This window comes from Magnetospirillum sp. (assembly GCA_027532905.1).
Classification (GTDB): Bacteria; Pseudomonadota; Alphaproteobacteria; order CACIAM-22H2; family CACIAM-22H2; genus Tagaea.
The window spans coordinates 350,279-374,404 of record JAPZUA010000002.1; the positions used below are offsets into that span (position 1 = coordinate 350,279).

Annotated in this window: 20 protein-coding genes; 5 read left to right on the forward strand and 15 right to left on the reverse strand. The window is 61.7% G+C overall.

Annotated features, from left to right (window positions below):
- Positions 1-96: 96 nt before the first annotated feature.
- The 10 genes from O9320_09790 to O9320_09835 all read right to left on the reverse strand — a co-directional run bounded on the left by O9320_09790 (position 97) and on the right by O9320_09835 (position 13,262).
- Positions 97-1,187 (reverse strand): IS3 family transposase gene (locus O9320_09790; GenBank protein ID MCZ8311133.1). Its coding sequence is split into 2 segments (ribosomal slippage): positions 97-935 and positions 935-1,187, totalling 1,092 coding nucleotides; the frame shifts between segments, so codons are not numbered across the junction.
- 89 nt (positions 1,188-1,276) lie between these two features.
- Complete coding sequence (locus O9320_09795; protein MCZ8311134.1) at positions 1,277-2,038, reverse strand: carbonic anhydrase; 762 nt, start codon at positions 2,036-2,038, stop codon at positions 1,277-1,279.
- On the reverse strand, positions 2,035-2,565 hold the full coding sequence (locus O9320_09800; GenBank protein ID MCZ8311135.1) for a hemerythrin domain-containing protein: 531 nt from the start codon (positions 2,563-2,565) through the stop codon (positions 2,035-2,037). The genes O9320_09795 and O9320_09800 overlap by 4 nt, the downstream gene beginning before the upstream one ends.
- Positions 2,552-2,893 carry a hypothetical protein gene (locus tag O9320_09805; protein ID MCZ8311136.1) on the reverse strand — a complete coding sequence of 114 codons (342 nt, stop codon included), beginning with the start codon at positions 2,891-2,893 and terminating at the stop codon, positions 2,552-2,554. Before O9320_09805 ends, O9320_09800 begins: the two co-directional genes overlap by 14 nt.
- 9 nt (positions 2,894-2,902) lie before the next feature.
- Entirely contained in the window at positions 2,903-3,727 is an 825-nt protein-coding gene (locus O9320_09810; protein MCZ8311137.1) for a peptidylprolyl isomerase, read from the reverse strand.
- A 5-nt stretch (positions 3,728-3,732) separates the two neighbouring features.
- Entirely contained in the window at positions 3,733-4,443 is a 711-nt protein-coding gene (gene narI, locus O9320_09815; protein ID MCZ8311138.1) for a respiratory nitrate reductase subunit gamma, read from the reverse strand.
- Positions 4,444-4,455: 12 nt separating this feature from the next.
- Complete coding sequence (gene narJ, locus O9320_09820) at positions 4,456-5,199, reverse strand: nitrate reductase molybdenum cofactor assembly chaperone (protein MCZ8311139.1); 744 nt, start codon at positions 5,197-5,199, stop codon at positions 4,456-4,458.
- A complete protein-coding gene (gene narH / locus O9320_09825) occupies positions 5,199-6,725 on the reverse strand; it encodes a nitrate reductase subunit beta (GenBank protein ID MCZ8311140.1) in 1,527 nt (508 codons plus the stop codon). Before narH ends, narJ begins: the two co-directional genes overlap by 1 nt.
- Positions 6,722-10,465, reverse strand: coding sequence for a nitrate reductase subunit alpha (locus O9320_09830; GenBank protein MCZ8311141.1), 3,744 nt, complete (start codon positions 10,463-10,465; stop codon positions 6,722-6,724). Before O9320_09830 ends, narH begins: the two co-directional genes overlap by 4 nt.
- 28 nt (positions 10,466-10,493) lie before the next feature.
- Positions 10,494-13,262, reverse strand: coding sequence for an MFS transporter (locus O9320_09835; protein MCZ8311142.1), 2,769 nt, complete (start codon positions 13,260-13,262; stop codon positions 10,494-10,496).
- Between the two features lie 246 nt (positions 13,263-13,508).
- Here O9320_09835 and O9320_09840 point away from each other — a divergent pair, with 246 nt between their 5' ends.
- Positions 13,509-14,207, forward strand: a complete 699-nt coding sequence (locus O9320_09840; GenBank protein MCZ8311143.1) for a cyclic nucleotide-binding domain-containing protein — start codon at positions 13,509-13,511, stop codon at positions 14,205-14,207.
- A gap of 1 nt (position 14,208) precedes the next feature.
- Complete coding sequence (locus O9320_09845; protein MCZ8311144.1) at positions 14,209-14,907, forward strand: Crp/Fnr family transcriptional regulator; 699 nt, start codon at positions 14,209-14,211, stop codon at positions 14,905-14,907.
- Positions 14,908-15,455: 548 nt separating this feature from the next.
- Here the strand turns inward: O9320_09845 and O9320_09850 are convergent.
- Entirely contained in the window at positions 15,456-15,710 is a 255-nt protein-coding gene (locus O9320_09850) for a hypothetical protein (GenBank protein ID MCZ8311145.1), read from the reverse strand.
- A 134-nt stretch (positions 15,711-15,844) separates the two neighbouring features.
- Here O9320_09850 and O9320_09855 point away from each other — a divergent pair, with 134 nt between their 5' ends.
- The 3 genes from O9320_09855 to O9320_09865 are packed head-to-tail and all read left to right on the forward strand — an operon-like array spanning position 15,845 to position 18,898.
- Entirely contained in the window at positions 15,845-17,059 is a 1,215-nt protein-coding gene (locus tag O9320_09855; GenBank protein ID MCZ8311146.1) for an efflux RND transporter periplasmic adaptor subunit, read from the forward strand.
- Positions 17,056-18,189 carry an ABC transporter permease gene (locus O9320_09860; GenBank protein MCZ8311147.1) on the forward strand — a complete coding sequence of 378 codons (1,134 nt, stop codon included), beginning with the start codon at positions 17,056-17,058 and terminating at the stop codon, positions 18,187-18,189. The genes O9320_09855 and O9320_09860 overlap by 4 nt, the downstream gene beginning before the upstream one ends.
- A gap of 1 nt (position 18,190) precedes the next feature.
- Positions 18,191-18,898, forward strand: coding sequence for an ABC transporter ATP-binding protein (locus tag O9320_09865; protein ID MCZ8311148.1), 708 nt, complete (start codon positions 18,191-18,193; stop codon positions 18,896-18,898).
- Positions 18,899-19,611: 713 nt separating this feature from the next.
- Here the strand turns inward: O9320_09865 and O9320_09870 are convergent.
- From O9320_09870 to O9320_09885, 4 genes are read right to left on the reverse strand one after another with little or no spacing between them, the layout of a single operon-like run.
- Positions 19,612-20,958, reverse strand: a complete 1,347-nt coding sequence (locus O9320_09870) for an MmgE/PrpD family protein (GenBank protein MCZ8311149.1) — start codon at positions 20,956-20,958, stop codon at positions 19,612-19,614.
- Positions 20,955-21,959 (reverse strand): Ldh family oxidoreductase, encoded by a 1,005-nt coding sequence (locus O9320_09875; protein ID MCZ8311150.1) that lies wholly within the window; start codon positions 21,957-21,959, stop codon positions 20,955-20,957. Before O9320_09875 ends, O9320_09870 begins: the two co-directional genes overlap by 4 nt.
- An 11-nt stretch (positions 21,960-21,970) precedes the next feature.
- Complete coding sequence (locus O9320_09880; protein ID MCZ8311151.1) at positions 21,971-23,119, reverse strand: mandelate racemase/muconate lactonizing enzyme family protein; 1,149 nt, start codon at positions 23,117-23,119, stop codon at positions 21,971-21,973.
- Entirely contained in the window at positions 23,116-24,111 is a 996-nt protein-coding gene (locus tag O9320_09885; GenBank protein MCZ8311152.1) for a LysR family transcriptional regulator, read from the reverse strand. The genes O9320_09880 and O9320_09885 overlap by 4 nt, the downstream gene beginning before the upstream one ends.
- Positions 24,112-24,126 lie beyond the last annotated feature (15 nt).

Sequence of the window (24,126 nt, forward strand, 5' to 3'; positions counted from 1 at the left end):
TTGGGTGATCGGCCCCCATCGAGTGGTCCGAGTGGAATGTTAGTGCATTCGGACCTGGTCCTGCCCCGAACTTGGGTCCATTCGCTAAGCGAGCTTTCAGGCACGGTCTATTTGGTCTGCGAAGGCCTTCGGCGTCAAGCCGCCGAGTGCCATGTGGGGTCGTTCGGTGTTGTAGTCCGTCCTCCATTCTTCGATGCGCTGCCGGGCATCGGTCATCGAGATGAACCATGAGGCATTCAGGCACTTGGCACGAAGACGACCGTTGAACGCCTCGATGAACCCGTTGTCTGTTGGCTTTCCTGGCCTTGAGAAGTCGAGCTCAATCTTGTTCAGATACGCCCACTGGTCGAGCATCTGACCGGCGAACTCTGGGCCGTTGTCGACCCGAATGCTTCTTGGCTTGCCGCGGACCCGCGCCAGTCGATCCAGTTCTTCGATCACCTGGTATGCCCTGAAGTTTGTCCTCGCGCAGGTCGCGAGAGCCTCTCTCGTATGGCAGTCGACGATCGTCAGGATTCGGAACGGCCGTCCGTCGAACAGCCGCTCGGAGACGAAGTCCATCGCCCAGGTGTCGTTGACGCCACCTATTGCCGGTCGCCCTACCCGATACCGGCAAGATCGGCGCCGGCGTGGCGTTTTCGTCCGGATCGACAGGCCTTCTTCACAGTACAGCCGATAGATCCGCTTGTGGTTCGTCGACCAGCCTTCCCGGCGCAGCAGCACGTACAAGCGCCGGTAGCCGTACCGTATACGCGCGGCTGCAAGCTCCTTCAGCCGCATCCGCAGCGCCGTTTGCGGATCCCGGATGGATCGGTACCGGTAGGTCGACCTTGCTGAGCCGCTGACACGAACGGCCCTCCGCTCACTGACGCCGTAAGCCGCCTTGAAATGGTCAACGACCTGGCGCTTCGCGGAGGGCCTTACCATTTTTTTCGCAGAACATCCTGCAGCATGGTTTTGTCGAGCGTCAGATCCGCGACCAGCCGCTTCAGCTTCGTGTTCTCGTCCTCGAGCTGCTTCAGGCGGCGGATCTCCGAGATACCCATCCCGGCAAACCGCTTCTTCCACCGGTAGAAACTTTGTTCGCTCATCCCGAGTTTTCGGCAGACCTCGCCCACCGGCGTGCCGCTCTCCGCCTGGCGAAGTGCAAACGCGATCTGCTCCTCGCTGAATCCTTTTTTAGGCATTCCGCACACTCCTCTTTTCGAGAAAATGTGCCCAATTCTCGCTTAACCTTTGGACCCGAATAAAGGGTCAGGATCAGCTTCGGCATTGCTCACGGCTCGCTATCCGCGATCGGTGGCGTGCAGCAGGGCTGCGATGCCATATCGTCCAGACCCATGGCTGAAAAAGCTTCGAATGCATGGCGGCGCCGCGCGCTCAACGGTTCGGAACTCGCGGTCGCGCGTTGGTCGATCGCAGGTGCCGCGTCCCGCGCTTGGATCGACGACAGGGTCGCGCCCAGATCGCGCAGCAATCCGTCGTGCATGCCGTAGATCCAGCCGTGCAAATGCAGTTCCATGCCGCGCCCCCATGCCGCCTCGACGATAGGCGTCGCGGCAACGCGCCGAACCTGCATTTCGACGTTGATTTCGCAAAGTCGGTCAAGCCGATGTTCGTCCGTCACGAGTGCGTCGAACGCGCTTCTATGTGTGCGGAAAAATATTGAAAGCGGCTGTAGCCAATGGTCAACCAAGGTCCCGCGCGCATCTGCCATCGCGCGCTGCACGCCACCGCAGCCATAATGGCCTGCGACGATCACATGCCGAACCTTCAGTACTTCGATCGCGAATTCCAGCACGGCAAGAACGTTCATGTCGCTGCTGTGCACGATATTGGCGATGTTCCGATGCACGAATACCTCGCCCGGATCCAAACCGAGCACGTCGTTGGCGGTGACTCGGCTGTCCGAACAGCCGATCCACAAATAATTCGGCGTTTGTTGCTCGGCCATGCGCCGGAAAAAGTCAGGATCGCGCTCGGTCTTGCGATTGGCCCACTCGAGATTGCGGTCGAAGAGATGGTCGAGTCTGCTCATGCGACGACGACTCCGCGTCGTAGCTTCATGCTACGGCCGATCATCGTCAAATCGGCTCGCGTCAGGCGAATACGCGCGAGCGCCAGCACAACGCCGTTTTCGAGAGCAAGATGCTTGAGTTCGCATGCAGCATAGGCCTGTATCGTCGCGTCGAGAGCCGCCCCGATCTGAATCTCCTCGTCCGCCGGCTTTGCCGCTAGCGCCGCAACAATCTGGTCGGCTATTGCCGTACCTTGGCGATGTTCCTCGCCGAGACGAGCCAGAATGATGCCAAGACCGTCCGCGGGCAACGCGCGCCGCCGCAGCACGGGATAGAGGTCGATATCCTCGTCTTCGTGGTGCAGGCGCAGATCTCCGACAAGATAGGCGATCATCCTGTCGGCCTCGACGCGGCCGACAACACGCGCCGTCGCGAAGCGGCGCAGCACGGCGCAGATCGCGCGCTGCCGAAAATGCGCCGCAAGCACATAGGCCAGCGGATCGTCGAGCAGCGCCAAAGGCGTCGGCGCCGTATCATTCCGCAGCATCGCCCGGCCTGCTCGCTGCACACCCACAGCCGGTCGCAGTCGGCCCCGTCGCGTCGCGCGCCAGCGACCAGCGCAGCATATTGTCCAAAGTCGCACGAGCCGGATCGTCGCTGCGTTCGATGGCCGTCATCAGCGCCAGCCAATCTTCGCTTGATGCGTCGGCAGCAAAGCGCCGTGTCGCGCCGCAAACGTACTCCGCCGGGCTCTCCGCATGCCGATCTGCCATGGCTTCGACCTCGGCGAGGCGAACGATGTCGTTCATGGCATCGAGGGCTTGAGCCGCATCGGCAGCATGCCCCAGACGCTTCAGAATGGTGCCGAGCAACATGCCATGCCCTCACTGGACCAGCGGCGAAGAAGCAGCCGTCAGTTCGATGCCCTGGATATCGGCCTTGCCGACAAGGATGGCGACATACTGGCGAATGGCGCCGCGGCGGACTTTTTCGTGCATCCAAGCCGCAATTTTTTCATGCACAAGTTCGAAAGGCAGGAAGCGCCCGTCGATGCGCCGATCGAGCGCAACGATATGCAACCCGTAGCGCGTTTTGATCGGCTCGGGGTGAATCGTGCCGACCGCGATGCGCGCCAAGGCGCTCTCGAACTCCGGCACGGTCTGCCCGGGGCCGATTTGGCCAAGATTGCCGTCCGTCTTTCCGGACGGACAGGCCGAATGGGCCGCAGCCAGAACTGCAAATTCGTGCGGATCGACGACAAGGCGCGCCAAAATCGTTTGCGCGACTTCCGGGCTGTCGGTGCGGTTTGCGGGCAGCAGAATGTGCCGCACCTCGTGGAGGTCGGGCGTGCGAAAGCGGCGGCGATTCTGCTCGTAGTACCGCAAACACGCAGCCCTGTCGGCTTCGGGCGTGCGCACTTCGCGGTCGATCAGGCCGCGCACCAGCGCTTCTTCGTCGGTTTCGCGACGCCCCTCGCCGTCGCTCGCTGGGTCGATCGGCACGGCAAGACGGCGGGCCTCCTGCAACAGCAACTCGCGCACCACCAAAGCTGCAGACGCGGATTTCATGGCGTCGAGCGGTCGGCGCGCCGGATGGTGCTGCGTTTCCTGTGCGATGGTGGCGCGGGGAATCTCCACGCCGTTTACGCGGATCGTTTTGCTGCCGACAGACGATGTCGTCGTTGCGGAGCGAGCGGTTGCAGTGTCCATGGCGATTACTCCGCCGCCGAACGCGGTGCGATCGGGCGCCGACTGCGCACGATCTGGTAGCCCCGCCGCCCGAGATACCAAACCGGCGCCGACCACACATGCACAAGCCGCGAAAAGGGAAAGATCAGAAAGATCGTCATGCCCAGCACCAGATGCGCAAGGTACGGAAACTCCAGCCCCTGCAGCGTGCCCGCATCCACCGGCTGAAGCGTCAGGATGCCTTGCGCCCAATGCGCGAGGACAAGCATGGTCGAGCCGTCGGAATGCGCGAGCGAAAACGGCAGCGTGACGAGTCCGAGCAACAACTGGATCCAGAGGATCGCCAGTACCGCCAGATCCATATACGTGGAGGTCATGCGGATGCGCGCATCGAAAAGGCGGCGATGCAGCAGCAGCGAAAGCCCGACGAAACAGATCAAACCGGCGATACCGCCAGCAATGACGGCTATTAGCTGCTTCTGTTCGACGGTGACGAACATTGTATAAACGAACGTCGGCGTCAGCAATCCCGCCGCATGGCCAACGAAAAGAAACAGGATGCCGCCATGGAACAGATTCGAGCCCCAAGCGAGCTGCCGCTTGCGCAGGAGCTGGCTGGAGCTGGCGCGCCAGGAATACTGCTCGCGGTCGAAGCGAATGAGGCTGCCCAATAGAAAAGCAGTCAGACAAACATACGGGTACCAGACGAAAAGAATGTGGAAGATGGCGTCGCGCATGGTGGCTTTCCTTCAAGCTGAAGTGCGGTTCGCAGCGGCGGTGCCCTGGCGTTGGCGCGGCAGCGGCTCCAGACCCGGTGCGGGGCGCGCCGCCTGGCGCAGCTTGGCCGACAATGTGTCGGTGCCGCAGGCCGTGGCAGCACCTGGACCGAACGTCACTTCCTCCGCCTCCCACGCGGCATCCAGCGCTTCCAGGTCGTCGGGCTCGGGATCGGGTTCCGCGCGCAACTTGGCCAGTGCTGTCGCATCAAGCTTTGCACGGGACAGCGCCGCGAGCGCCGCAAAGACGCTTTCGTATGGCGAAGATCGCTTGGCCAGGCGCTCGCGCAAGGCGGCAAAGACATGCGCAGGCTGGCCGATCATCTCGATCGCTGCGGCAGGTGCGCGGGTTGCCGCGTATTCCAGAAACAGCGGCAGGAAATCCGGCAATTCAGCCGTGGTCGGCGTGAAGCCGCCATCTTCGTAGATCTTGATAAGATCGACCATCGCCTGGCCGCGGTCGCGGCTTTCGCCATGAACATGCTCGAACAGATGCAGCGAGAGCGATCGCGTGCGATCGAACAGCAGAATGTACCGCTCCTGCGCATCGTAGAGGTCGAGGGCGGCAAGATCGGCGATGAGTGCCGCGACTGCCGCGCGCTCGCGCTTGGGCAGTGCGCCTTCGGTTTCGAGCACAGCCCGAAGCTCCGCTCCGGCCGCGACCAACTCTGCGGTCGGATATGTCAGCAGCACGGAAAGGACTTTGAGCGTGCGCATTACAGAACCCCCATCTTCGGCTTGTCGTTTTTCAGCTTCATGCCGCCGAACAAATTGCCCGATTGCTCGCTCGGCGCGCAGCCGTCGCCGAACGAGAAGCCGCAATTGCCGCGCATCTCGTACGCGTCTTCGCTCGCCTCGCGATGCGCGGTCGGAATCACGAAGCGGTCCTCGTAATTAGCGATCGCCATGATGTGGTACATTTCTTCGATCTGCGCCCCGGTCAGGCCGACCTTGTTCGCGATCGTTTCGTCGATAACGCCATCCACAGTCTTGGCGCGCTTGTAGGCCCGCATAGCGAGCATGCGCTCCAAACCGCTCGCCACAGGCGCCTCGTCGCCGGCCGTCAGAAGATTGGCGAGATATCTGAGCGGGATGCGCAGCGAACGCACGTCCGGCATGCCGCCGTCGATGCCCATCTGGCCGGCCTCGGCCGCAGCTGTGATCGGCGAAAGCGGCGGCACGTACCATACCATCGGCAGCGTGCGGTATTCGGGATGCAGCGGAAAGGCGACCTTCCACTCCATCGCCATCTTCCACACCGGCGACTGGCGCGCTGCTTCCAGCCAGGACTCGGCGATGCCGTCGATGCGCGCTTGGGCGATCACCGCCGGATCGTTCGGATCGCAGAAGATGCCCATTTGCGATCCGTAAAGATCCTTTTCGTCGGGAACGCTTGCCGCCGCTTCGATGCGATCGGCGTCGTAGAGCATGACGCCAAGATATCGAATGCGCCCGACGCAAGTCTCCGAACATACCGTCGGCTGCCCCGCTTCGATGCGTGGGTAGCAGAAAATGCACTTCTCCGATTTTCCGGACGACCAATTGTAGTAGATTTTTTTGTAGGGACAGCCCGAGACGCACATGCGCCAGCCGCGGCACTTGTCCTGGTCGATCAGGACGATGCCGTCTTCTTCGCGCTTGTAGATCGCCCCCGAGGGACAGGCTGCGGCGCATGCCGGATTGAGGCAATGTTCGCACAGTCGAGGCAGATACATCATAAAGGTGTTCTCGAATTGGCCGTACATTTCCTTCTGGATGCCTTCGAAATTGACGTCTTTCGAGCGTTTGGAGAATTCGCCGCCCAGGATCTCTTCCCAGTTCGGACCCCACTCGATCTTCTCCATGCGCTCGCCCGTGATGAGCGAACGGGGCCGCGCGGTGGGAAACGCCTCGAGCTCGGGCGCCTTCTGTAGATGTTCGTAGTCGAAAGTGAAGGGTTCGTAATAGTCGTCGATTTCCGGCATGTCAGGGTTGGCGAAGATGTTCGCCAATATGCGCCACTTGCCGCCGATGCGCGGCGCGATCTTGCCGTTGCGCTTGCGGGTCCAACCGCCCTTCCATTTGTTCTGGTCTTCCCAGTTTTTCGGGTAGCCGATGCCAGGTTTGGTCTCGACATTGTTGAACCAGGCGTATTCGAGACCCTCGCGATTGGTCCAGACGTTTTTGCAAGTGACCGAGCAAGTGTGACAACCGATGCACTTGTCCAGATTGAGAACCATGGCGATCTGGGCGCGGATTTTCATGCCACTTCTCCCGTGACTGGCGTTGCATCGGCATGCGGGCGTTCCAGCCAGTCGATCTCGTTCATCTTGCGGACGACGACGAATTCGTCGCGGTTCGTGCCGATCGTGCCGTAGTAGTTGAAGTCGTAGGCTTGCTGCGCGTAGCCGCCGATCATGTGCGTCGGGTTGAGCACGATGCGCGTCACCGAGTTGTGGATGCCGCCGCGATGGCCGGTCATCTGCGAACCGGGCACGTTCACGATCTTCTCCTGCGCATGGTACATCATCACCATGCCGTCCTTGACGCGCTGCGAGACCACGGCGCGCGCGACCAACGCGCCGTTGCTGTTGAAGGCCTCGACCCAGTCGTTGTCGACGATCCCCGCGCGCTTTGCGTCCGGTTCGCTGATCCAGATGCACGGCCCGCCGCGCGACAATGTGAGCATCAGCAGATTGTCGGTGTAGGTCGAGTGGATGCCCCATTTCTGGTGCGGCGTTATGAAGTTCAGCACGAGCTGCTTTTCGCCGTTCGGCTTCATGTCGATCACCGGTGCGATCGCGCGCAGATCGACCGGCGGGCGATAGACGCACAATGCGGTACCGAAGGCACGCATCCACAGATGGTCCTGGTAAAGCTGTTGGCGCCCGGTCAATGTGCGCCACGGGATCAGCTCGTGCACATTTGTGTAACCGGCGTTGTAGCAGACCTTCTCGCTCTCCAGTCCCGACCAAGTGGGCGCCGATATGATCTTGCGCGGCTGCGCCACGACGTCGCGAAAGCGGATCTTTTCGTCCTCTTTCGGCCGTGCAAGATGCGTGTGCTCAAGCCCGGTCGCCTTGCCGAGCGCTTCCCAAGCGTGCACGGCCACTTCGCCGTTCGTTTCCGGTGCGAGCATCAGGATCACTTCCGTCGCATCGATGTCGCTGACGATGCGCGCAAGGCCCTTGTTGGCACCCTCGGCATGGACGCCATTCAGCGCCTTGAGGTTTTCCACTTCATGGCCCGTTTTCCACGTCATGCCTTTAATGCCGTTGCCGATGCTCTCCATCAGCGGCCCGAGTGCGGTGAAGCGTGCGTAAACGTTCGGATAGTCGCGCTCGACTTCGAAGATCATCGGCATTGTCTTGCCGGGAATGGGCTCGCACTCGCCGCGTTTCCAGTCGCGCGGGTCGAAAGGTTGCGCGATCTCGTTGGGGGAATCGTGCTTGATGGGATTGAGCACGACGTCTTTTTCGACGCCAAGCACCTCCGGTGCGACACGCGAAAAAGCTTTTGCGATGCCCTTGTAGATCTCCCAATCGCTGCGCGCTTCCCACGCCGGATCGACCGCACTGGTCAGCGGATGGATGAATGGGTGCATGTCCGACGTATTAAGGTCGTTCTTCTCGTACCAGGTGGCGGTCGGCAGGACGATGTCGGAATACACGCAGGTGGTGGACATCCGGAAGTCGAGCGTGACGAGCAAGTCCAACTTTCCTTCCGGGGCGTGCGCGTGCCAAACGGCCTCGGTCGCCTTGGCGCGACCCTCGGGACCGAGATCTTTGCCCAGCACGCCATGCGTCGTGCCGAGAAGGTGCTTCAGAAAATACTCGTGCCCTTTGCCCGACGAGCCAAGCAGGTTCGAGCGCCACACGAACATGTTGCGCGGCCAGTTCTTGGGATTGTCCGGATCTTCGCAGGAAAGCTTGAGCGAGCCGTCTTTCAAGCTCTTGACCACATAGTCTTTCGCCGCCATGCCGGCCGCAGCCGCATCCTTGGCGACTTGCAGCGGATTGGTTTGAAGCTGCGGTGCCGAGGGCAACCAGCCCATCCGTTCGGCGCGGATATTGTAGTCGATGATCGTACCGTCCCACGGGCCCTTGGGTGCCGTCGGCGATACGATGTCGCCGACATTCATGGTTTCGTAGCGCCACTGGTCGGTGTGCGCATAGAAGGCCGACGTCGAGTTCTGCTGGCGCGGCGGACGCGTCCAATCCAGCGCGAATGCCAGCGGCGCCCAGCCCGCCTGCGGACGCAGCTTTTCCTGGCCCACATAATGCGCCCAGCCGCCGCCCGACTGGCCGACGCAGCCGCACATCACGAGCATGTTGATGACGCCGCGGTAGTTCATGTCGGCATGGAACCAATGGTTCATCGCCGCACCGATGATGATCATCGAGCGGCCTTTGGTTTTTTCCGCGTTGGTTGCAAATTCGCGCGCGACCTGGACGATCTTGTCGCGCGATACGCCGGTAATCGCCTCAGCCCAGGCAGGCGTGTAGGGTGCGGCCTCGTCGTAGTTCTTGGCGATGTTTTCGCCCCCGAAGCCGCGATCGACGCCGTAATTGGCTAGGAAAAGATCGTGGACGCTGGCCACCAGCGTTTCGCCTTCGACCAGCTTCAGCAGCTTGGCCGGGACGCGACGAACCAGCACACTGGCATGCTTGGTGGACGCAAAATGTGCGTGTTCGATATTGCCGAAATAGGGGAATGAGACTTCCGCCATCGCGTCGTGGATGCCGTCGAGCGTCAGACGGAGCTTTACGATGGCGCCGTCTGCGGCTTTCTCCTCCAAATTCCACTTGCCGCTTTCGCCCCAACGAAAACCGATCGTGCCCCGAGGTGCGACGATCTTGCCGGAATTCTCGTCGAAAGAGACCGTCTTCCAGTCGGGGTTATTGGCTTCGCCAAGCGCGCTGGCGAAGTCGCTTGCCCGCAAGAAGCGCTCGGGCACCAGCTGGTCGCCCTGCTGCACCAGCTTAACGAGCATCGGCATGTCGGTGTATTGACGCAGATAGTCGCGAAAATACGGCACTTGGCGGGCGACGTGGTACTCCGTCAGGATGACGTGGCCCATAGCCATGGCAAGCGCCGAATCCGTGCCCTGCTTGACCGACAACCAAATGTCGCCGAATTTCGCGGCCTCGGAATAGTCCGGGCAAATCACGGCGCTCTTCATGCCGCGATAGCGCGCTTCCGTGTAGAAATGCGCGTCCGGCGTGCGCGTCTGCGGAACATTCGATCCCCAAAGGATGATGAAACCCGCATTGTACCAGTCGGCCGATTCCGGCACGTCGGTCTGCTCGCCCCAGGTCTGCGGCGAGGCGGGCGGCAAGTCGCAGTACCAGTCGTAAAACGACATGCAGACGCCGCCGATCAACGAAAGATAGCGCGAACCGGCCGCGTACGAGACCATGGACATCGCGGGAATAGGCGAAAATCCAAAAATACGGTCCGGGCCATAGGTCTTTGCCGTATAGGCATTTGCAGCCGCGATGATCTCTTGTACGTCGTCCCAAGGTGCGCGTACAAAGCCGCCATGGCCGCGCTTGGTAACGTAGGCCGCGCGCTTTTCCGGGTTCTCGACGATCGAGGCCCAGGCGGCAACGGGTGTCATCGTCGCGCGTGCCGCACGCCATAGCCGCATGAGGCGCGAGCGGACCAGCGGGTATTTCACTCGGTTTCCGGAATAGAGATACCAACTGTAAGACGCACCGCGCGAACAGCCGCGCGGCTCGTGGTTGGGCAACTCGGGACGCGTGCGCGGATAGTCCGTCTGCTGGGTTTCCCAGGTGACGATGCCGCCTTTGACGTAAATCTTCCACGAGCACGAGCCCGTACAGTTTGCGCCATGCGTGGAGCGAACGATCTTGTCGTGCTGCCAACGCTTGCGATAGCCGTCTTCCCAACGGCGATCTTCGTTGGTCGCGATGCCATGGCCGTCGGAGAACGGTGCGTTGACCTTGGTGAAGTATGTCAGGCGGTCGAGAAAGTGGCTCATGTTTGCATACCTCGATTGTCGGTCGGGATCACTTCGCGGGCGCGGCGAGGGGAAGCGTGCGGCTGCCGCGTTCGATGTCGTGCAGCAGGCCGCCGCGACGCGTGTAGAACCACCAGGTGGCCAGCACGCACGTCACGTAAAAACCGAGGAACCCGTAAAGTGCTGTTTCGGCGCCGCCGGTCATGGCGATCGACGTGCCGAAGCTCTTCGGGATGAAGAAGGCGCCGTAGGCGGCGACGGCCGAGGTGAAGCCAATAATGGCCGCCGCCTCTTTGTCGGACTGCTTCACGCGCTCCGCCGCATTCAAGCCGGGCTCCAGTCGCGCCGTTTCCTTGCGCACGATCGCCGGGATCATCTGGAAGGTGGAAGCGTTGCCGATTCCGGTTGCCGCGAACAAAAACAGGAAGCTTGCGAAGAAGATCGGGAAGGAAGACGGGTCGCCCTTCATGCCGATGGCCGCGAGGATGCCGACGACCCCAGCCGACATTGCGATGAAAACCCAGAAGGTAATCCGGCCGCCGCCGATCCGGTCGCACGCTTTGCCGGCCGCTGCGCGCGACAACGCCCCCACCAATGGCCCGAGAAAGGCGTATTGCAGCGCGTTCACGTCCGGGTACAGGATGCGCGACAGCAGCGGAAAAGCCGCCGAAAAGCCAATGAAGGAACCGAACGTGCCGGTATAGAGCCAGCACATGATCCAGTTGTGCGTACGGCGGAAAATCACCGCCTGATCCGCAAACGAAGCCTTCATGGTCGCGATGTCGTTCATTCCGAACCACGCCGCGAAAGCGGAAGCGACGATGAAGGGCACGAACACGTAGCCCGCATTCTGCAGCCAGAGCGTAGCGGTTACGCCTGCTACCGTGGCGGTCTGCGGCGCGCCGCCGAGCCAGCCGAACATGCCTGCGGTGATCGCCAGCGGCACCACGAACTGCACGACGCTGACACCCAGATTGCCCAGCCCTGCATTGATCGCCAGCGCGTTGCCCTTTTCGTTCTTGGGGAAAAAGAACGAAATGTTGGCCATCGACGACGCGAAGTTGCCGCCGCCGAGTCCGCACAGGAGCGCCAGCGCAAGAAATATCCAGTAGGGCGTCGTCGGCTCCTGGACAGCGAATCCCATACCGAGTGCTGGAACCAGCAACGACCAGGTGGCCAGCGTCGTCCATAATCGACCGCCGAAAATGGCAGGCATAAAGCTGTAGGCGATGCGCAGCGTGGCACCCGACAGGCCGGGCAGTGCTGCGAGCCAAAACAACTGATCATTGGCGAATGCGAAACCGACGCTTGGCAGCTTGGCCACCACGACGGACCACACCATCCACACGGAGAACGACAGTAACAAACAGGGCACGGATATCCACAGATTGCGATTCGCGATCGCGCGGCCGCCAGCGTCCCAAAATTCCTTGTCCTCGGGCCGCCAATCCTGGATCGGACCGGTGGCGGCAAGCGCGCCCTGTTGCGACGTACCGTGGATCGGCTGCATCTCGGGCAGCTCCGGCAGGCTGCGCACGGCGATGCCCTGCTCGGCCGCCTGTCGTTCCATTTGGCGGATCGAAACATGCATCCAAAAAAGCGAAACCGCGACGATCACGAACAGCAGCCAGAAGCAGCTTTGCCATACGCCCGTCAGATCGTTGAGCGCGCCGAACGCGATCGGCAGCACAAAACCACCAAGGCCGCCGACAAGCCCGACGATGCCGCCCACCGCGCCCACGCGATCGGGGTAGTACACCGGGATATGCTTGAAGACGGCCGCCTTGCCGAGGCTCATGAAAAATCCGAGCGTGAAGGTCGTGACCATGAAGCCGACGAGCCCCATCGACATACTGAACGTGACGGGTCCGCGGATTCCTTGCACCACATAGTCGGTCGGCGGATAGGAGAGGACGAACACGCAGACGACCGAAACCATGAAAGTCCAGTACATGACGCGGCGCGCACCGAACTTGTCGGAAAGGTGGCCGCCATACGCGCGGAAAATCGACGCCGGAATGGAATAAGCCGCACCCACCATGCCGGCCGCCACGATATCCAAGCCGTAAACGCCAATCAGATAGCGCGGCAGCCACAGCGCCAGCGCCACGAAGGCGCCGAACACGAAGAAGTAATAGAGCGAGAAGCGCCAGACCTGGATGCTTTTGAGCGGCTCCAACATGGCCGACAGCGCCTCGGGCTTCGCACCAGTAGCACGGCGACGCGCCAAGTCTGGATCGTCTTTGGTGAACAGGAAAAACACGACAGCCATTGCCAGCAGGGCTGCCGCCCAGATCTGCGCCACTGTTTGCCAACCGTAAGCCACCATGATCATGGGTGCCGCAAACTTGGTGACCGCTGCCCCTACGTTGCCGGCACCGAAGATGCCAAGGGCCGTACCCTGTTTTTCCTTTGGATACCACTTGGCGACATAAGCCACACCGACTGAAAACGAGCCGCCCGCAATGCCGACGCCCAGTGCGGCAAGCAAAAAGGTTGGATAGTCGTAGGCAAAGGTCAAAAGCGCCGTCATCACGGCGGCTGAGAGCATTGTGACGGTGAAGACCATCCGGCCGCCATACTGGTCCGACCAGATGCCCAAGATCAGGCGGATCAACGAACCGGTAAGGATGGGCGTGCCGACCAGAAGGCCGAATTGGGTTTCGCTCAACCCCAAATCGCGTTTTATCTGCACGCCGATGATCGCGAAAATCGTCCAAACGGCGAAGCAAACAGTGAAAGCAACGGTCGAAAGCCACAGCGCTCTGCTCTGGTCAGCGCCGCTTTGGACCGGTAACGATTTGCTGGCGCTGGACATTCGGTCCCTCTTGAAAAAATACGTAGCGTCCGGAAGAGCTGCAATCGAGCGCCGAATGCGCACGTGACGAATTGATCGAAGTCAATCCGGCGTGCATTGCCCAACGATTCAAGATAGGCACGCACGGACGGCAATCCCGATTTCGTTGCATGTCAGGCGGTATCAGCAGCGAAACAGGCAATCGACTTGACAAAGGTCAAGGCAGACGCCGGTAGATTTGCTAAGGTGCTGGTAGCGAGGTATGCCATGCGAAGCCAAGACATCGAGGAAATGCGGCGACTCCCGCTGTTGCAATCTGCGGATATCGGCCAGATCGACGCGTTGTTGCGCGGCGCCTTCCTGCAGCGCTTCCCGGCGCATGTGGAGCTTGCACGCGACGGTGATCCGGCGGACTTCCTGCACATTGTCATAGAGGGATCGGTCCAGATGTTTTCCGGCCATCGCGGCCGCGAAACCACGCTTAGCATCTCCGGTCCAGGGCAGAATTTCGTGCTGGCCGCAGTCATGCTCGATCGTCCCTACTTACAGTCGGCGCGGGCGTTGACGGCTTCGCGTATTCTGTTGATACCAGCCGATGCCGTGCGCGAGGCATTTGCAGCGGATACCGGCCTTGCGCGGCTATTCGTCGAAGATCTTGCCGTTGCCTATCGCGGCGTCGTCAAAGAGTTGAAAAACCAAAAGCTGCGTACCGGAATGGAACGCTTGGCCAATTGGCTACTTGCCCACGATGCTGCGAACGGCGCGCATGGTCATTTTGAATTCCCGTTCGACAAAAAAGTGCTGGCCGCGCGGCTCGGCATGGCGCCGGAAGTTCTCTCGCGTGCCTTTGCCGCACTCGGCGCCTACCACGTCGTCGTTGACGGGCCGTCGGTAGCCATCAACGACATTGCCGCTTTGCGAAAGCTTGCGCATCCTTGCCTCGGCATCGATGGTGCAGAGAGCTAGCATGGGCATAGCGCTGACAACGAATGATTGGGCAACATTACGTACTTGTGCGATCTTACGCGACCTTTCGGCTGCCGATTTGATGGCACTGCTCGACGAGCGCAGCGTACGCGCGGTCGATCGCGGCCAAGTGCTATTCCGTCAAGGCGATCCGGCACAGGCGTTTTTCCTCGTGCTCGAGGGCCAGTTCAAACTCTGCCGAATTAACCCCGGCGGCGACGAGGCAATCGTGCACATTTACGGCGTTGGCGAAAGTTTTGCCGAAGCAGCGATGTTTCTGGGCGGGCGTTATCCTGTCGCTGCCGAAGCGGTGACCGCATCGCGCATATTGCGGATTGAGAGCGCCGCGCTGCGTCGCAATGTCGCCGAGAGGCCGGAAGTTGCGTTTGCCATGATGGCTTCGATGTCGCGCCATCTGAAGGTTTTGGTCGATCAGATTGAGCGGATGAAACTACTGTCGGCCGATCAACGCGTGGCCGAGTTTTTGCTCGATCTGTGCGGCGAGCGAACGGGCGCGGTGACGCTCGTATTGCCGCATGAGAAAAAGTTGATCGCCAGCCGCCTTGGCATGAAGCCAGCGACGTTCTCTCGCGCGATCGCTCGAATGAGAGAGCTTGGCGTCGAGGTGACGGGCAACGAGACGCAGATAAGAGATACGGCAAAGGTGTTGGCATTCGTCAATCGGGCGAACGAGGATTGAATCGTTTCATCCTCTGTCTCGGACGCCTCCTGCATCGGGCAGGCACCTGTCGATACCGGTAGGAGCGGGCATCGGCTCGATCCGGCTCTCTATTGTGTTGCAGCAAGCGAACACCAGCAGTCCAGTCTCCACTGGACTGGTTCAAAACCGTGCAGGCTACTCTGCAATATTGATCGAAAAGGCGGCGTCCGCGAACACGGCAGACAAGACTAAAGCGAGCTGGTCCCGAGCATGATCGAGAAACCTCGTATCCAATAGAGATGGGCTTGATTTTCTAGCGTTAGTGATTAGGCGGATCGCCAAAAAAAGCGATACTCTCAATGTGCTAAGCGATCCCGATACAGGGGATGAGTTGCTTGATGCAGATCAATGCACGGTCATACGAATTTAAATAGCCTCTATCTGAGGCAGTTTCTTGCAGGCGCTCGTGTCGCTAGCCCGCCATTCTCAGAAACTGACGATACTCAAAGATCTTCCCAAGGTACCTGAACATGTCGATCCAATCATCCGACAGGACGAGGTATTCATCAGCACGTCCGCGCTGGGTGCTATTTGTGGCCCCAGCTGCGGTTTTGTTTGGTGCTCTCACCGTGTTTTCTGGCGGTCGCGCACTTTTTGGTGACGATACTGCACGAGCAGCAGTCGGCAACGCAGTCGAGTTCGTTCTCTGGTCCAACTTTATCGCTGGCTTCGGTTACATAGTTGCGGGGATCGGCCTGTTTTTGTGGCGCCGGTGGGCGGCCCCGCTTGCAGCCTTCATCGCTATCACGACACTCGCGACCTTCGCCGCGTTCGGCGGACATGTCGTCTTCGGCGGCGCTTTCGAAATGCGGACCGTCGGCGCGATGGTGTTGAGGAGCGTTACCTGGATCGCCATAGCGTTTGCCGCGTATAGGTCGCTGGTATGCCAAGTCCTAGATCGATCGGGATTGGTCCGATGACGCCGACCCAGGGCACCGAAACGCGGCCACGCCAGTTGTCTGGTTTCTTTCGTAGGCCATGGGTGAGAACATCTCTGTCGGCGATCGCGTTCCTCGCCGTGACCGCAGCAGCCGTAGCCGTATACTCGAACCGCCCAGTTTCCGTTGTGGTCGCGACGACAGAGCAGAATGTGCCGATTCGAGTTTTTGGCCTTGGTACGGTCGAAGCCCGCGTGCTCTCGAAGGTCGGGTTTGAGGTCGGTGCCACGCTTGTCGAGCTCAATGCCGACCATGGCGACCGCGTCTCCAAAGGCCATGTTCTAGCCCGTCTGGCCGTCGGCGAACAGGATGCGAAGGTCGCCAAGGCGCGCGCGGCCGTGGCTGCTGCCGCGACCGGCATCGTCAGAGGGGAAGCACTCCTCGAAAAGGCTCGGGCAGTCCAGTCGCAGAGACAGTCCGCCAACCGGCGCAAACAGGCCCTAGTCGGCCGCGACATCGTCTCCCAGCAGGTCGCTGACGAAGCCACGACCGACGAAGCGGTCGCGAGGGCCGATGTTGCCGTCGCGCGCAGCGACCTTGAGACCGCCAGATCCCAGTTGGCCGACGTGCAGGCCCAGCTCCAGTTCGAGGAAGCGATGCTCCGTCATCGAACCCTTGTCGCGCCGTTCGACGCGCTTGTCATTGACCGCCACAAGGAGCTGGGCACCGTGATCAAACTTGGCGATCCGGTTTTCACGCTGATTGCTGCCGACAGCTATTGGGGGCTTGCCTATATCGACGAGGCCCGTGCGGGCTTCATCGAGGAAGGCCAGACGGTCGATGCTCATCTGCGTTCCCGCCCGCAGGATGCCTTCACGGGCCAGGTCGTGCGCATTGGTCTGGAGAGCGACCGCGCGAGCGAGGAACGGCGCGTCTATATCAAGGGAGACAATCCGCCGGCTCGCATCTTTCTCGGCGAGCAGGCCGAATTCTGGATCAGCGTTGCCCGGCTCGAAACGGCGCTGCTTGTTCCGGAATCGGCTGTGCAGGGTTTCGACGGCCGGGCAGGCCGAGTTTGGACGGTCGAAGCCGGACGCCTTCACCGTCGCCCGGTACGCTTCCGCCACCGTACCGAGGACGCACGACTGGAGATCGTCGATGGACTGCCGACCGACGCGCGCGTCGTCACGCGCCTGAAGAGCGACCTTCGCGAAGGCCGGCGGGCGACGATGGTCGAGGCCGGGCGCGAATGAACCTCGCTTATCGCGACATTCGGCACAATCTAGGTCGGTTCCTGCTGACCTGTGTCGGGCTCGGGCTTCTGCTCGGAGTCGTCATGGCGATGATCGGGATCTATCGCGGACTGGTCGTCGAATCTCTGGCAATTGCTCGCGCGCCGGCGATCGATTTGTGGGTCGTCGAGGCGAATACGCGCGGTCCGTTCGCGGAAGCATCGCGTATTCCCGGCGACGTCCGTGAAGCAGTTGCCCGCATCTCCGGCGTCGCTGCAGTCGGCGGGATCACCTACCAGACGGTCGAAGCCGAGCATCGTGGCGACAAGTTGCGAGTCTACGTTATCGGATACGAGCCGACCCGGCCGGGCGGTCCGCCAGAGATCGTCGAGGGCCGCGCCATCGCCCGCAATCGTCATGAAATGGTCGTCGACCGAAGCGCCAACGTCGAGGCGGGCGACCGAATCAAGCTTGGCAGGAACCTCTTCACGGTCGTCGGGACTACAAGCCAACAGGTCAATGCTGCCGGTGATCCGGCCGTCTACATCACGCTCGACGACGCCCAAAAACTGCAGTTCGAACTTTCTCCGTCCGCCCAGCGCGTGCAGTCGGCTCGCGGGGTCGGTGCCGCGAATCCGGATACCGTCAATGCCGTCGTCGCCCGGCTGAAGCCCGCCGCGTCAGCCGAAGCCGTCGCTGATGTGATCCGTCGATGGAAGCACCTGTCGGCGATAACGCAGGAAGCGCAGGAAGCCATCCTTTCGAGATCGCTGGTCGACCGTGCGCGGCGCCAGATTGGCCTCTTCACGTCGCTGCTGCTCGCCGTCTCCACCGTGATCATCGCGCTCATCATCTACACGATGACAATTGAGAAGCTGAAACCGATCGCGACCCTCAAGCTGATCGGCGCGTCCGATCGGACCATCGTAGGCATGATCGTGCAGCAGGCCTTGGCACTAGGCTTTATCGGATTCGCGTCCGGTACCGTCCTCATCGTCGCCATCAAGGATCAGTTCCCACGTCGCGTCGTCGTTGAACCTGATAACGTCCTCGCTCTGGGGCTGATGGTATTTGTGGTCTGCCTATTGGCGAGTGGACTTGGCGTGCGCGTCGCTCTCAGGGTGGACCCGGCTACGGCGCTCGGAGGGTGAATTGACGCTCGAGACAGGCGAAACGGCGCTCGTGCAGGTTCGCGGCATCTCCAAGCACTTTGGCGAGGGTACAAATCGCGTCGATGCGCTGAGGGACGTCTCCCTCGACGTCCACCCCCGGCAACTTGTCGCGCTGCTCGGCCCCTCGGGCTCGGGAAAATCGACGCTACTCAATGTGATCGGCTGCATTGTTACCCCGTCGTCCGGCGACATGGACATCGATGGCGAACCGATCGTCCGGAACGGACGATGGCAGCGCGGCGATCTCCGCCGCCTTCGGCTCGACAAGATCGGCTTCATCTTCCAGTCCCACAATCTGTTGCCCTTCCTGAACGCCACCGACAACGTCGCAATCGTTCTGCAACTGGCCGGATCTGGGCCGGTGGACGCGCGCCGACGGGCGGTCGATCTCCTCGACTATCTGGAGGTTGGTCACCGCAAGGACGCGATGCCGGCGAGCCTTTCAGGTGGCGAGGGGCAGCGAGTTGCCATCGCGCGCGCGCTTGCGAACCGGCCTCGCATAATCCTTGCCGACGAACCGACAGCGGCTCTCGACTCGAATCGGGCGCAGATCGTGATGGACCTGCTGCGCAAGCTCGCGATCGAGCAGGATGCAGCAATCGTTGCCGTGACGCATGACGAGAAGATATTCGATCGCTTTGACAAGATTCATCAATTGCGCGACGGTCGGCTGTCGCCTGACAACTGACCGAAGAGTTGACTCGGTTTGTTTGAATAGTTTTTCGGGTTCTATAAGTGGAGCGGCTGTCAGTTGAAGTACGCCCGATCCGGCGGCCGCAGGCCAAGGCTCGAGTGTCCCCACCGTGTGACGGGCGCTCGATGGCCCCGCTTAGCGACCGACAGGGACGAAACATCAGGTTCGCCTGAACCAGCGCTTCCTGGAATAACCCGTAGTTCGCTGGCGCCAAGCTAGAAGCGAGGCTTTTCAACGTCTTGCACCGATTCGGTCGCTGTCCAAAGGTTCTCACCTACATCCACTATGGCACGCCAACGGCGACGAAAGTGAGAACCTATCCGGCCTACGCGCGTTGCAATCGGCCATTGATGGGCACAGAAGGCAGTCCCAATACTGCCCAGCTTCGCCCGCTACGGCACGCCATTTTGTGTGTAACGACACAAAGCGCGCGACGGGGCACAATCTTCGCTAAAGCGACTGCATTCTATCCTGTATGTGCGCGGCAATATCTTGGCTTGAGGCGACGAATTTGAACCTCCGACGCCGGATCGATCTTCTTGGGCGCTTGGCTCCCAAGCGCCCATTCGCGCCGATTGTCCGGCGTCACTGAGGCAGGCTTCGTGCCTACAGGCGCTGAACGTCCTGTCTTCTTCGCGATTGATCGACCTGCCGAAGGCATGGCGTCGATCGATTTCTTCGCTCAGAAACGCCGTGCACCCAGTTCTTCAGATTTTTTTAGCCGGAGCTTCCTGCCGCCAGCGTATCGATCCATCGCCTTGAAGCACGTAGAGCTGGAGCGCTTCTGCTCCCTCGGCGCCTAGGCTAGGCGTGACACAGTCGGCAAATTTCTTGGCTTGCTGTTCGTCTGTCATCGGGCGTCCAGGTGTGCCCGTCGCAATTGCAAGCCGCCGCCGCAAGCGTTCGCCGTTTGCCAGAATAACGGTTACCTCTGCCCCTTCCGGTTCACTTACTTCGTCGAACAGGCCAGGTTGATGAGACATACGGATTTTGTTGAGCTGGACACCGGCGCGCGGCGCTTGCCATGCCTCTTCGGAGAGTTCCTTAACGCCGAAGCGGTCAGTATCGATTAGGCAGGCGAGGGCCGCTTGTATCGAAAACTGGGCTTGCGCTGTCGTTTCGGGCCTTTCGAAAATGAGGGATTCAACCACCAAGCGTGTAGTGGCGCACTCGATGGCGGTGATCGCTTCCGCCTCGATCGCATATTCGCGTTTGAGTTCGAGAAACGCCTCGCCGGCTGCCTGCACGGCAGAACAAGCGGGAAATATCTTTCGTGCCGCGCCGGGAGAAAGCATGCGCCACACCTTGTACGGCAGGGGTATGGGCGCCAGCGCACGGCCGCGTGTTGCGGCAAAGCCGAAACGGTGTTCGAAGATGTCGAGCCGCGCGTCGAGACCCGCCGCCGCAAGCGAGGCCGATTCGACGCCGAGTCGGGCGGCATGCCCGCAGCCGAGGGGCTTAGCCGCCGTACCCAAGACCGCCCGCAATCCCGCTGCCGCAGTCGCTGCATGCGCGATAGCCATCGCGGAGGCATGCGCATCAAGTCCGAGAATGCGCGCAGCGCCTGCGGCCGCGCCGATGGAACCGAATAGGCCGGTCGTCCACCATCCGTCGAAATAGACGGCGTTGCTGAGCGAGTCGCCGAGGGCGTAGATCGTTTCTACGCCCGCGACAAAGGCGGCGCGCAAGTCGCCGTATGTGGAATTGCGCGATTGCGCAAGTGCGGTGATTGCGGGCAACACGACCGCACTCGCGTGGACTATTCCGGCATAGCAGGTGTCGTCGAAGTCCCAGGCATGTGCGGCAGTCCCATTTACGAACGCTGCACCTGCCGGTGTAAGATCGCAACCGGCGACGACCGTGCGGCAAGCACCGGTGCCGTAAATTTCGCGCGCCGTCCTGCTTACGGCTTCAAGCATTGGATGGCGCGCGCCGGCAATCGCCACTCCAAGAGTATCGAGTAAGCAACGTCGTGCTTCCCGATCGACGTCGGGTGGCAGGGCCGCAACTGCAAGGTTGGCGGCAAAGGCCCCGAGTTCGCGCGCGAAAGTCATTCGCCGGCCCTTTGGCGCAAATCCGCCAGATTGGCAACGGTGAGGCGAATTCCGTGCGCTCGACCCGTCGCTGCTGCGGCCGCACGCTTAGCACCTGGCACGCGAACCCCGGGCTGTTCGGTCATGCGCGCCATCAGCGCTGCCACGCGTTCACCAAAGCCCGGACCGAACGCCGCCGGATCGACCGCGAAGAATGCCTGACCCGTTCGCGGCGGGCCGCCGTCCGGCGTGGCGAAGGAAGACGCCTCGAAGCCGAAATGCGCGCCTGTCAGGGCCGCGGCCAGGATCTCTACCATCAATGCTTGACCTGACCCTTTGTGTCCGCCCGCCGGCAGCAGGCTTCCTTTGAGCGCGGCCGCGGCGTCGCGGGTCGGATTGCCCTGTGCGTCAAGCGCCCAGCCCTCGGGGATCGGCTCGCCGGATTTCGCACGCAGCATGATCTCCCCGCGCGCCACGACGCTCGATGATTGGTCGAGGACCAACGGATCGCCATCGGCGCGCGGCGCGGCAAAGGCCACTGGGTTCGTGCCGAACAGCGCTGTTCGGCCGCCCCAAGGCGCTATCGATGCGGGCGCGTTGACGAAGCCGAGCGCCACAAGCCCCTCGCGCGCTATGCGCGCGACATGATCGCCGACGATGCCGCAATTGTAGGAATTGACGACGCCCAGCATCGCTGTTCCGTTCGCGCGCGCCGCTTCGACGAGTGCCGGAACGCCGAGGTCAATCGCCGGATGCGCGAAGCCTGTTTTGGCATCGACCACGACGAGACCGGGGCGCGGCTTAGACAGTTCTGGCTTCGCCCTGCCATCGACCTTTCCGCAGGCGGCGTGGTCGCAATAGGTGCCGAGGCGCAGAAGCCCGTGGCTCGAGATTCCCTGCAATTCGGCAAGCGCGACCGACGCCGCGACCGAGTGGGCGTTTTCGGGCGATGTTCCCGCCCGGACAAGCGCCAAGCAAGAAAGTCGCTCGATTTCTGCTGCCGTCACCGTCGCGTGGATCATGCCGTTCTCCGTCAGGACGCGTCGAAGCGGGTGAAGGGGCCGTTTTTCCGGTAGCGCTCGGCGTAGCGCGCGAGCGAGTCTTGGTCGATTTCGATGCCCAGCCCGGGTTTCTCGGGCGGGCGGACGCCGCCGTCGCGGACATGCCAGACGGGCCCATCGATCAGATCGTCCTCGCACCAGTCGATGAGCGACTGGGCGGGGCGGTCCGCCTCGGGACAGGCAACCCCGAAATGAGACAAGGCCGCCCAGCCGATACCCGTCTCGCCGTTCGACCGTAGCCAGAACCGCTTGCCGATCGCAGCGGCAATCGCGGCCGCGCGCATGCAGCCGCCCAAGCCACCATCGACATTCAGGTCGCCGACGAGATTATCGATGCCCGGATAGTGTTTGATCTTCTCGAAATCGGTGCAATGGGTTGAAATTGGCACGCCGAAATCGGCGCGCAGGCGTTGCATGTCGTCGAGACGGGCGACGGGCTCCTCGATGTCCGCAAGCTCGCGCCCGGCGCCTGCCAAAAAACGACGCGCTTTGTCGATCCCCATCCCGAGATTGGCATCGACGGCAAGGTCGATCTTGGGGCCGAGAGCGGTGCGCACCGCGTGCACGGTCGCGATATCCGTTTCGACCGGGTGGCGCCCTATCTTGAATTCGAACGCGCAGGCGCCGGACGCGGCGATCGAGCGTCGGGCGATGTCGGCCATGATGCCGGGAACGTCGGCCAGCGCGTGCCCCTCTTCGAGTGCCACCGTGTAAGCGTAAGATACGAAGGGTGCCTGGTCGCGGACGGGGCCGCCGAGAAGGCGGAAGATCGGTTGGCCGGTCGCTTTGCCCAGGATATCCCACAGCGCGATTTCGATACCAGCGAAGGCGAGCGCGCCCGCTGGATCGGCGAGATAGCCGAAATCCCTGTGTTCGCCGAGGCACAGGCGCAGCGCGGTCTCGCGTTCGAACGCGTTGGCGCCCGCAAGACGCGGCGCCAGACGCTGGGCGATGACGGCGGCCGACCCGTCGCCGGGCGCTTCGCCCCAGCCGGTGAGCCCGTCTTCGGTGAGGACCCTGACGACGGTACGCGTGTGCCCGTAAGACCGACCGAACGCCCAGGTGCAGGTGCGTGTCGCGGGGATGCTGACGGGAATTGCTTCGATGCTTGCGATTTTCATGTCGTCCTCGGGTCGATTTCGATGGCGTTGCCGAGCCATGGAACGAGGGCCCGGATATCGGGCAGCAGACGGGTTTCCGCGACGCGACGCGCGCGTTCAGCCAGCGCGCGCGGCAGATCGCCAAGTTCGCCGCGATGGGCGATAAGCGTGATGCGCCTGGTAAAGCCGGGTGCGGCAAGCGGCAATGGCAGCACAAGTTCCGGACGAACTCGCGCCTCTTGCAGGCATATCGGCGTCGTCAGCGCCCATCCGTGTCCCTCTGCCACTGCGGCAACAAGCGCGGAACTCAGGTCGAATTCCATGTAGCGAGGAATGTCGAGCCCGAGCCGCCGCAAATGACGCTCGATCAAAAGACCGGTCTGCGAGTGCCCCGAATAGCGCAAGAAGGACATTTCGCGCGCAAGTACCTGCAGGCCTGCGCGCCCGAGTTGCTCGCGCCCGCGCGGCACGATGATCAGAAAAGGTTCGACCAAAATTGAGTGGCGCTCGATGCCGTCGAGATCCTGCAAGTCCTCAGAAGACACGATGATATCGACATGGCGGCGGAGTAGGTTTTCACTGAGACCGGCGGCGAGGTCGGACAACAAAGTCGTATGCGCGGCGGCATCGCTCAACGACTTCGCCAGCGGCGGGCCGAGCGAAGCGGCGAGCGAATGAACGATCCCGAGGCGGACATGCGGCAGTTTGGTGCGCGCCGATTTTAGAACGGCCGGAACCGTCTGGAGCGCTTCTTCTAGAATCCGCTCAGCCCTGCGCCGTAGCGTTGCCCCCGCTGGGGTCACGCCGAGCGGGCGAAGTTTGCGGTCGATCAGCTTGACGCCGAGCACCCGCTCCAGCGTTCCGATCGCGTGAGAAACGGCGGGCTGCGTCATCCGGAATCGGCGCGCCGCTTCCGTCATCGATCCGGTATTGCACACGGCTTCGTAAATCTGCAGCGTGCGCAGCTCGAAAGGAAGGTCGCGCGGGCTGGATTTTTTGCGGCGCTGGGCCATCTTCTAAGCCTAGCA

Coding starts and splice junctions, on each gene's coding strand:
- O9320_09795 (MCZ8311134.1), bottom strand. CDS start 2,038: ATGAGCAGACTCGACCATCTCTTCGACCGCAATCTCGAGTGGGCCAAT.
- O9320_09800 (MCZ8311135.1), bottom strand. CDS start 2,565: ATGCTGCGGAATGATACGGCGCCGACGCCTTTGGCGCTGCTCGACGAT.
- O9320_09805 (MCZ8311136.1), bottom strand. CDS start 2,893: ATGTTGCTCGGCACCATTCTGAAGCGTCTGGGGCATGCTGCCGATGCG.
- O9320_09810 (MCZ8311137.1), bottom strand. CDS start 3,727: ATGGACACTGCAACCGCTCGCTCCGCAACGACGACATCGTCTGTCGGC.
- narI (MCZ8311138.1), bottom strand. CDS start 4,443: ATGCGCGACGCCATCTTCCACATTCTTTTCGTCTGGTACCCGTATGTT.
- narJ (MCZ8311139.1), bottom strand. CDS start 5,199: ATGCGCACGCTCAAAGTCCTTTCCGTGCTGCTGACATATCCGACCGCA.
- narH (MCZ8311140.1), bottom strand. CDS start 6,725: ATGAAAATCCGCGCCCAGATCGCCATGGTTCTCAATCTGGACAAGTGC.
- O9320_09830 (MCZ8311141.1), bottom strand. CDS start 10,465: ATGAGCCACTTTCTCGACCGCCTGACATACTTCACCAAGGTCAACGCA.
- O9320_09835 (MCZ8311142.1), bottom strand. CDS start 13,262: ATGTCCAGCGCCAGCAAATCGTTACCGGTCCAAAGCGGCGCTGACCAG.
- O9320_09840 (MCZ8311143.1), top strand. CDS start 13,509: ATGCGAAGCCAAGACATCGAGGAAATGCGGCGACTCCCGCTGTTGCAA.
- O9320_09845 (MCZ8311144.1), top strand. CDS start 14,209: ATGGGCATAGCGCTGACAACGAATGATTGGGCAACATTACGTACTTGT.
- O9320_09850 (MCZ8311145.1), bottom strand. CDS start 15,710: ATGTCCGCCGAACGCGGCGAAGGTCGCGAGTGTCGTGATAGCGATGAA.
- O9320_09855 (MCZ8311146.1), top strand. CDS start 15,845: ATGACGCCGACCCAGGGCACCGAAACGCGGCCACGCCAGTTGTCTGGT.
- O9320_09860 (MCZ8311147.1), top strand. CDS start 17,056: ATGAACCTCGCTTATCGCGACATTCGGCACAATCTAGGTCGGTTCCTG.
- O9320_09870 (MCZ8311149.1), bottom strand. CDS start 20,958: ATGACTTTCGCGCGCGAACTCGGGGCCTTTGCCGCCAACCTTGCAGTT.
- O9320_09875 (MCZ8311150.1), bottom strand. CDS start 21,959: ATGATCCACGCGACGGTGACGGCAGCAGAAATCGAGCGACTTTCTTGC.
- O9320_09880 (MCZ8311151.1), bottom strand. CDS start 23,119: ATGAAAATCGCAAGCATCGAAGCAATTCCCGTCAGCATCCCCGCGACA.
- O9320_09885 (MCZ8311152.1), bottom strand. CDS start 24,111: ATGGCCCAGCGCCGCAAAAAATCCAGCCCGCGCGACCTTCCTTTCGAG.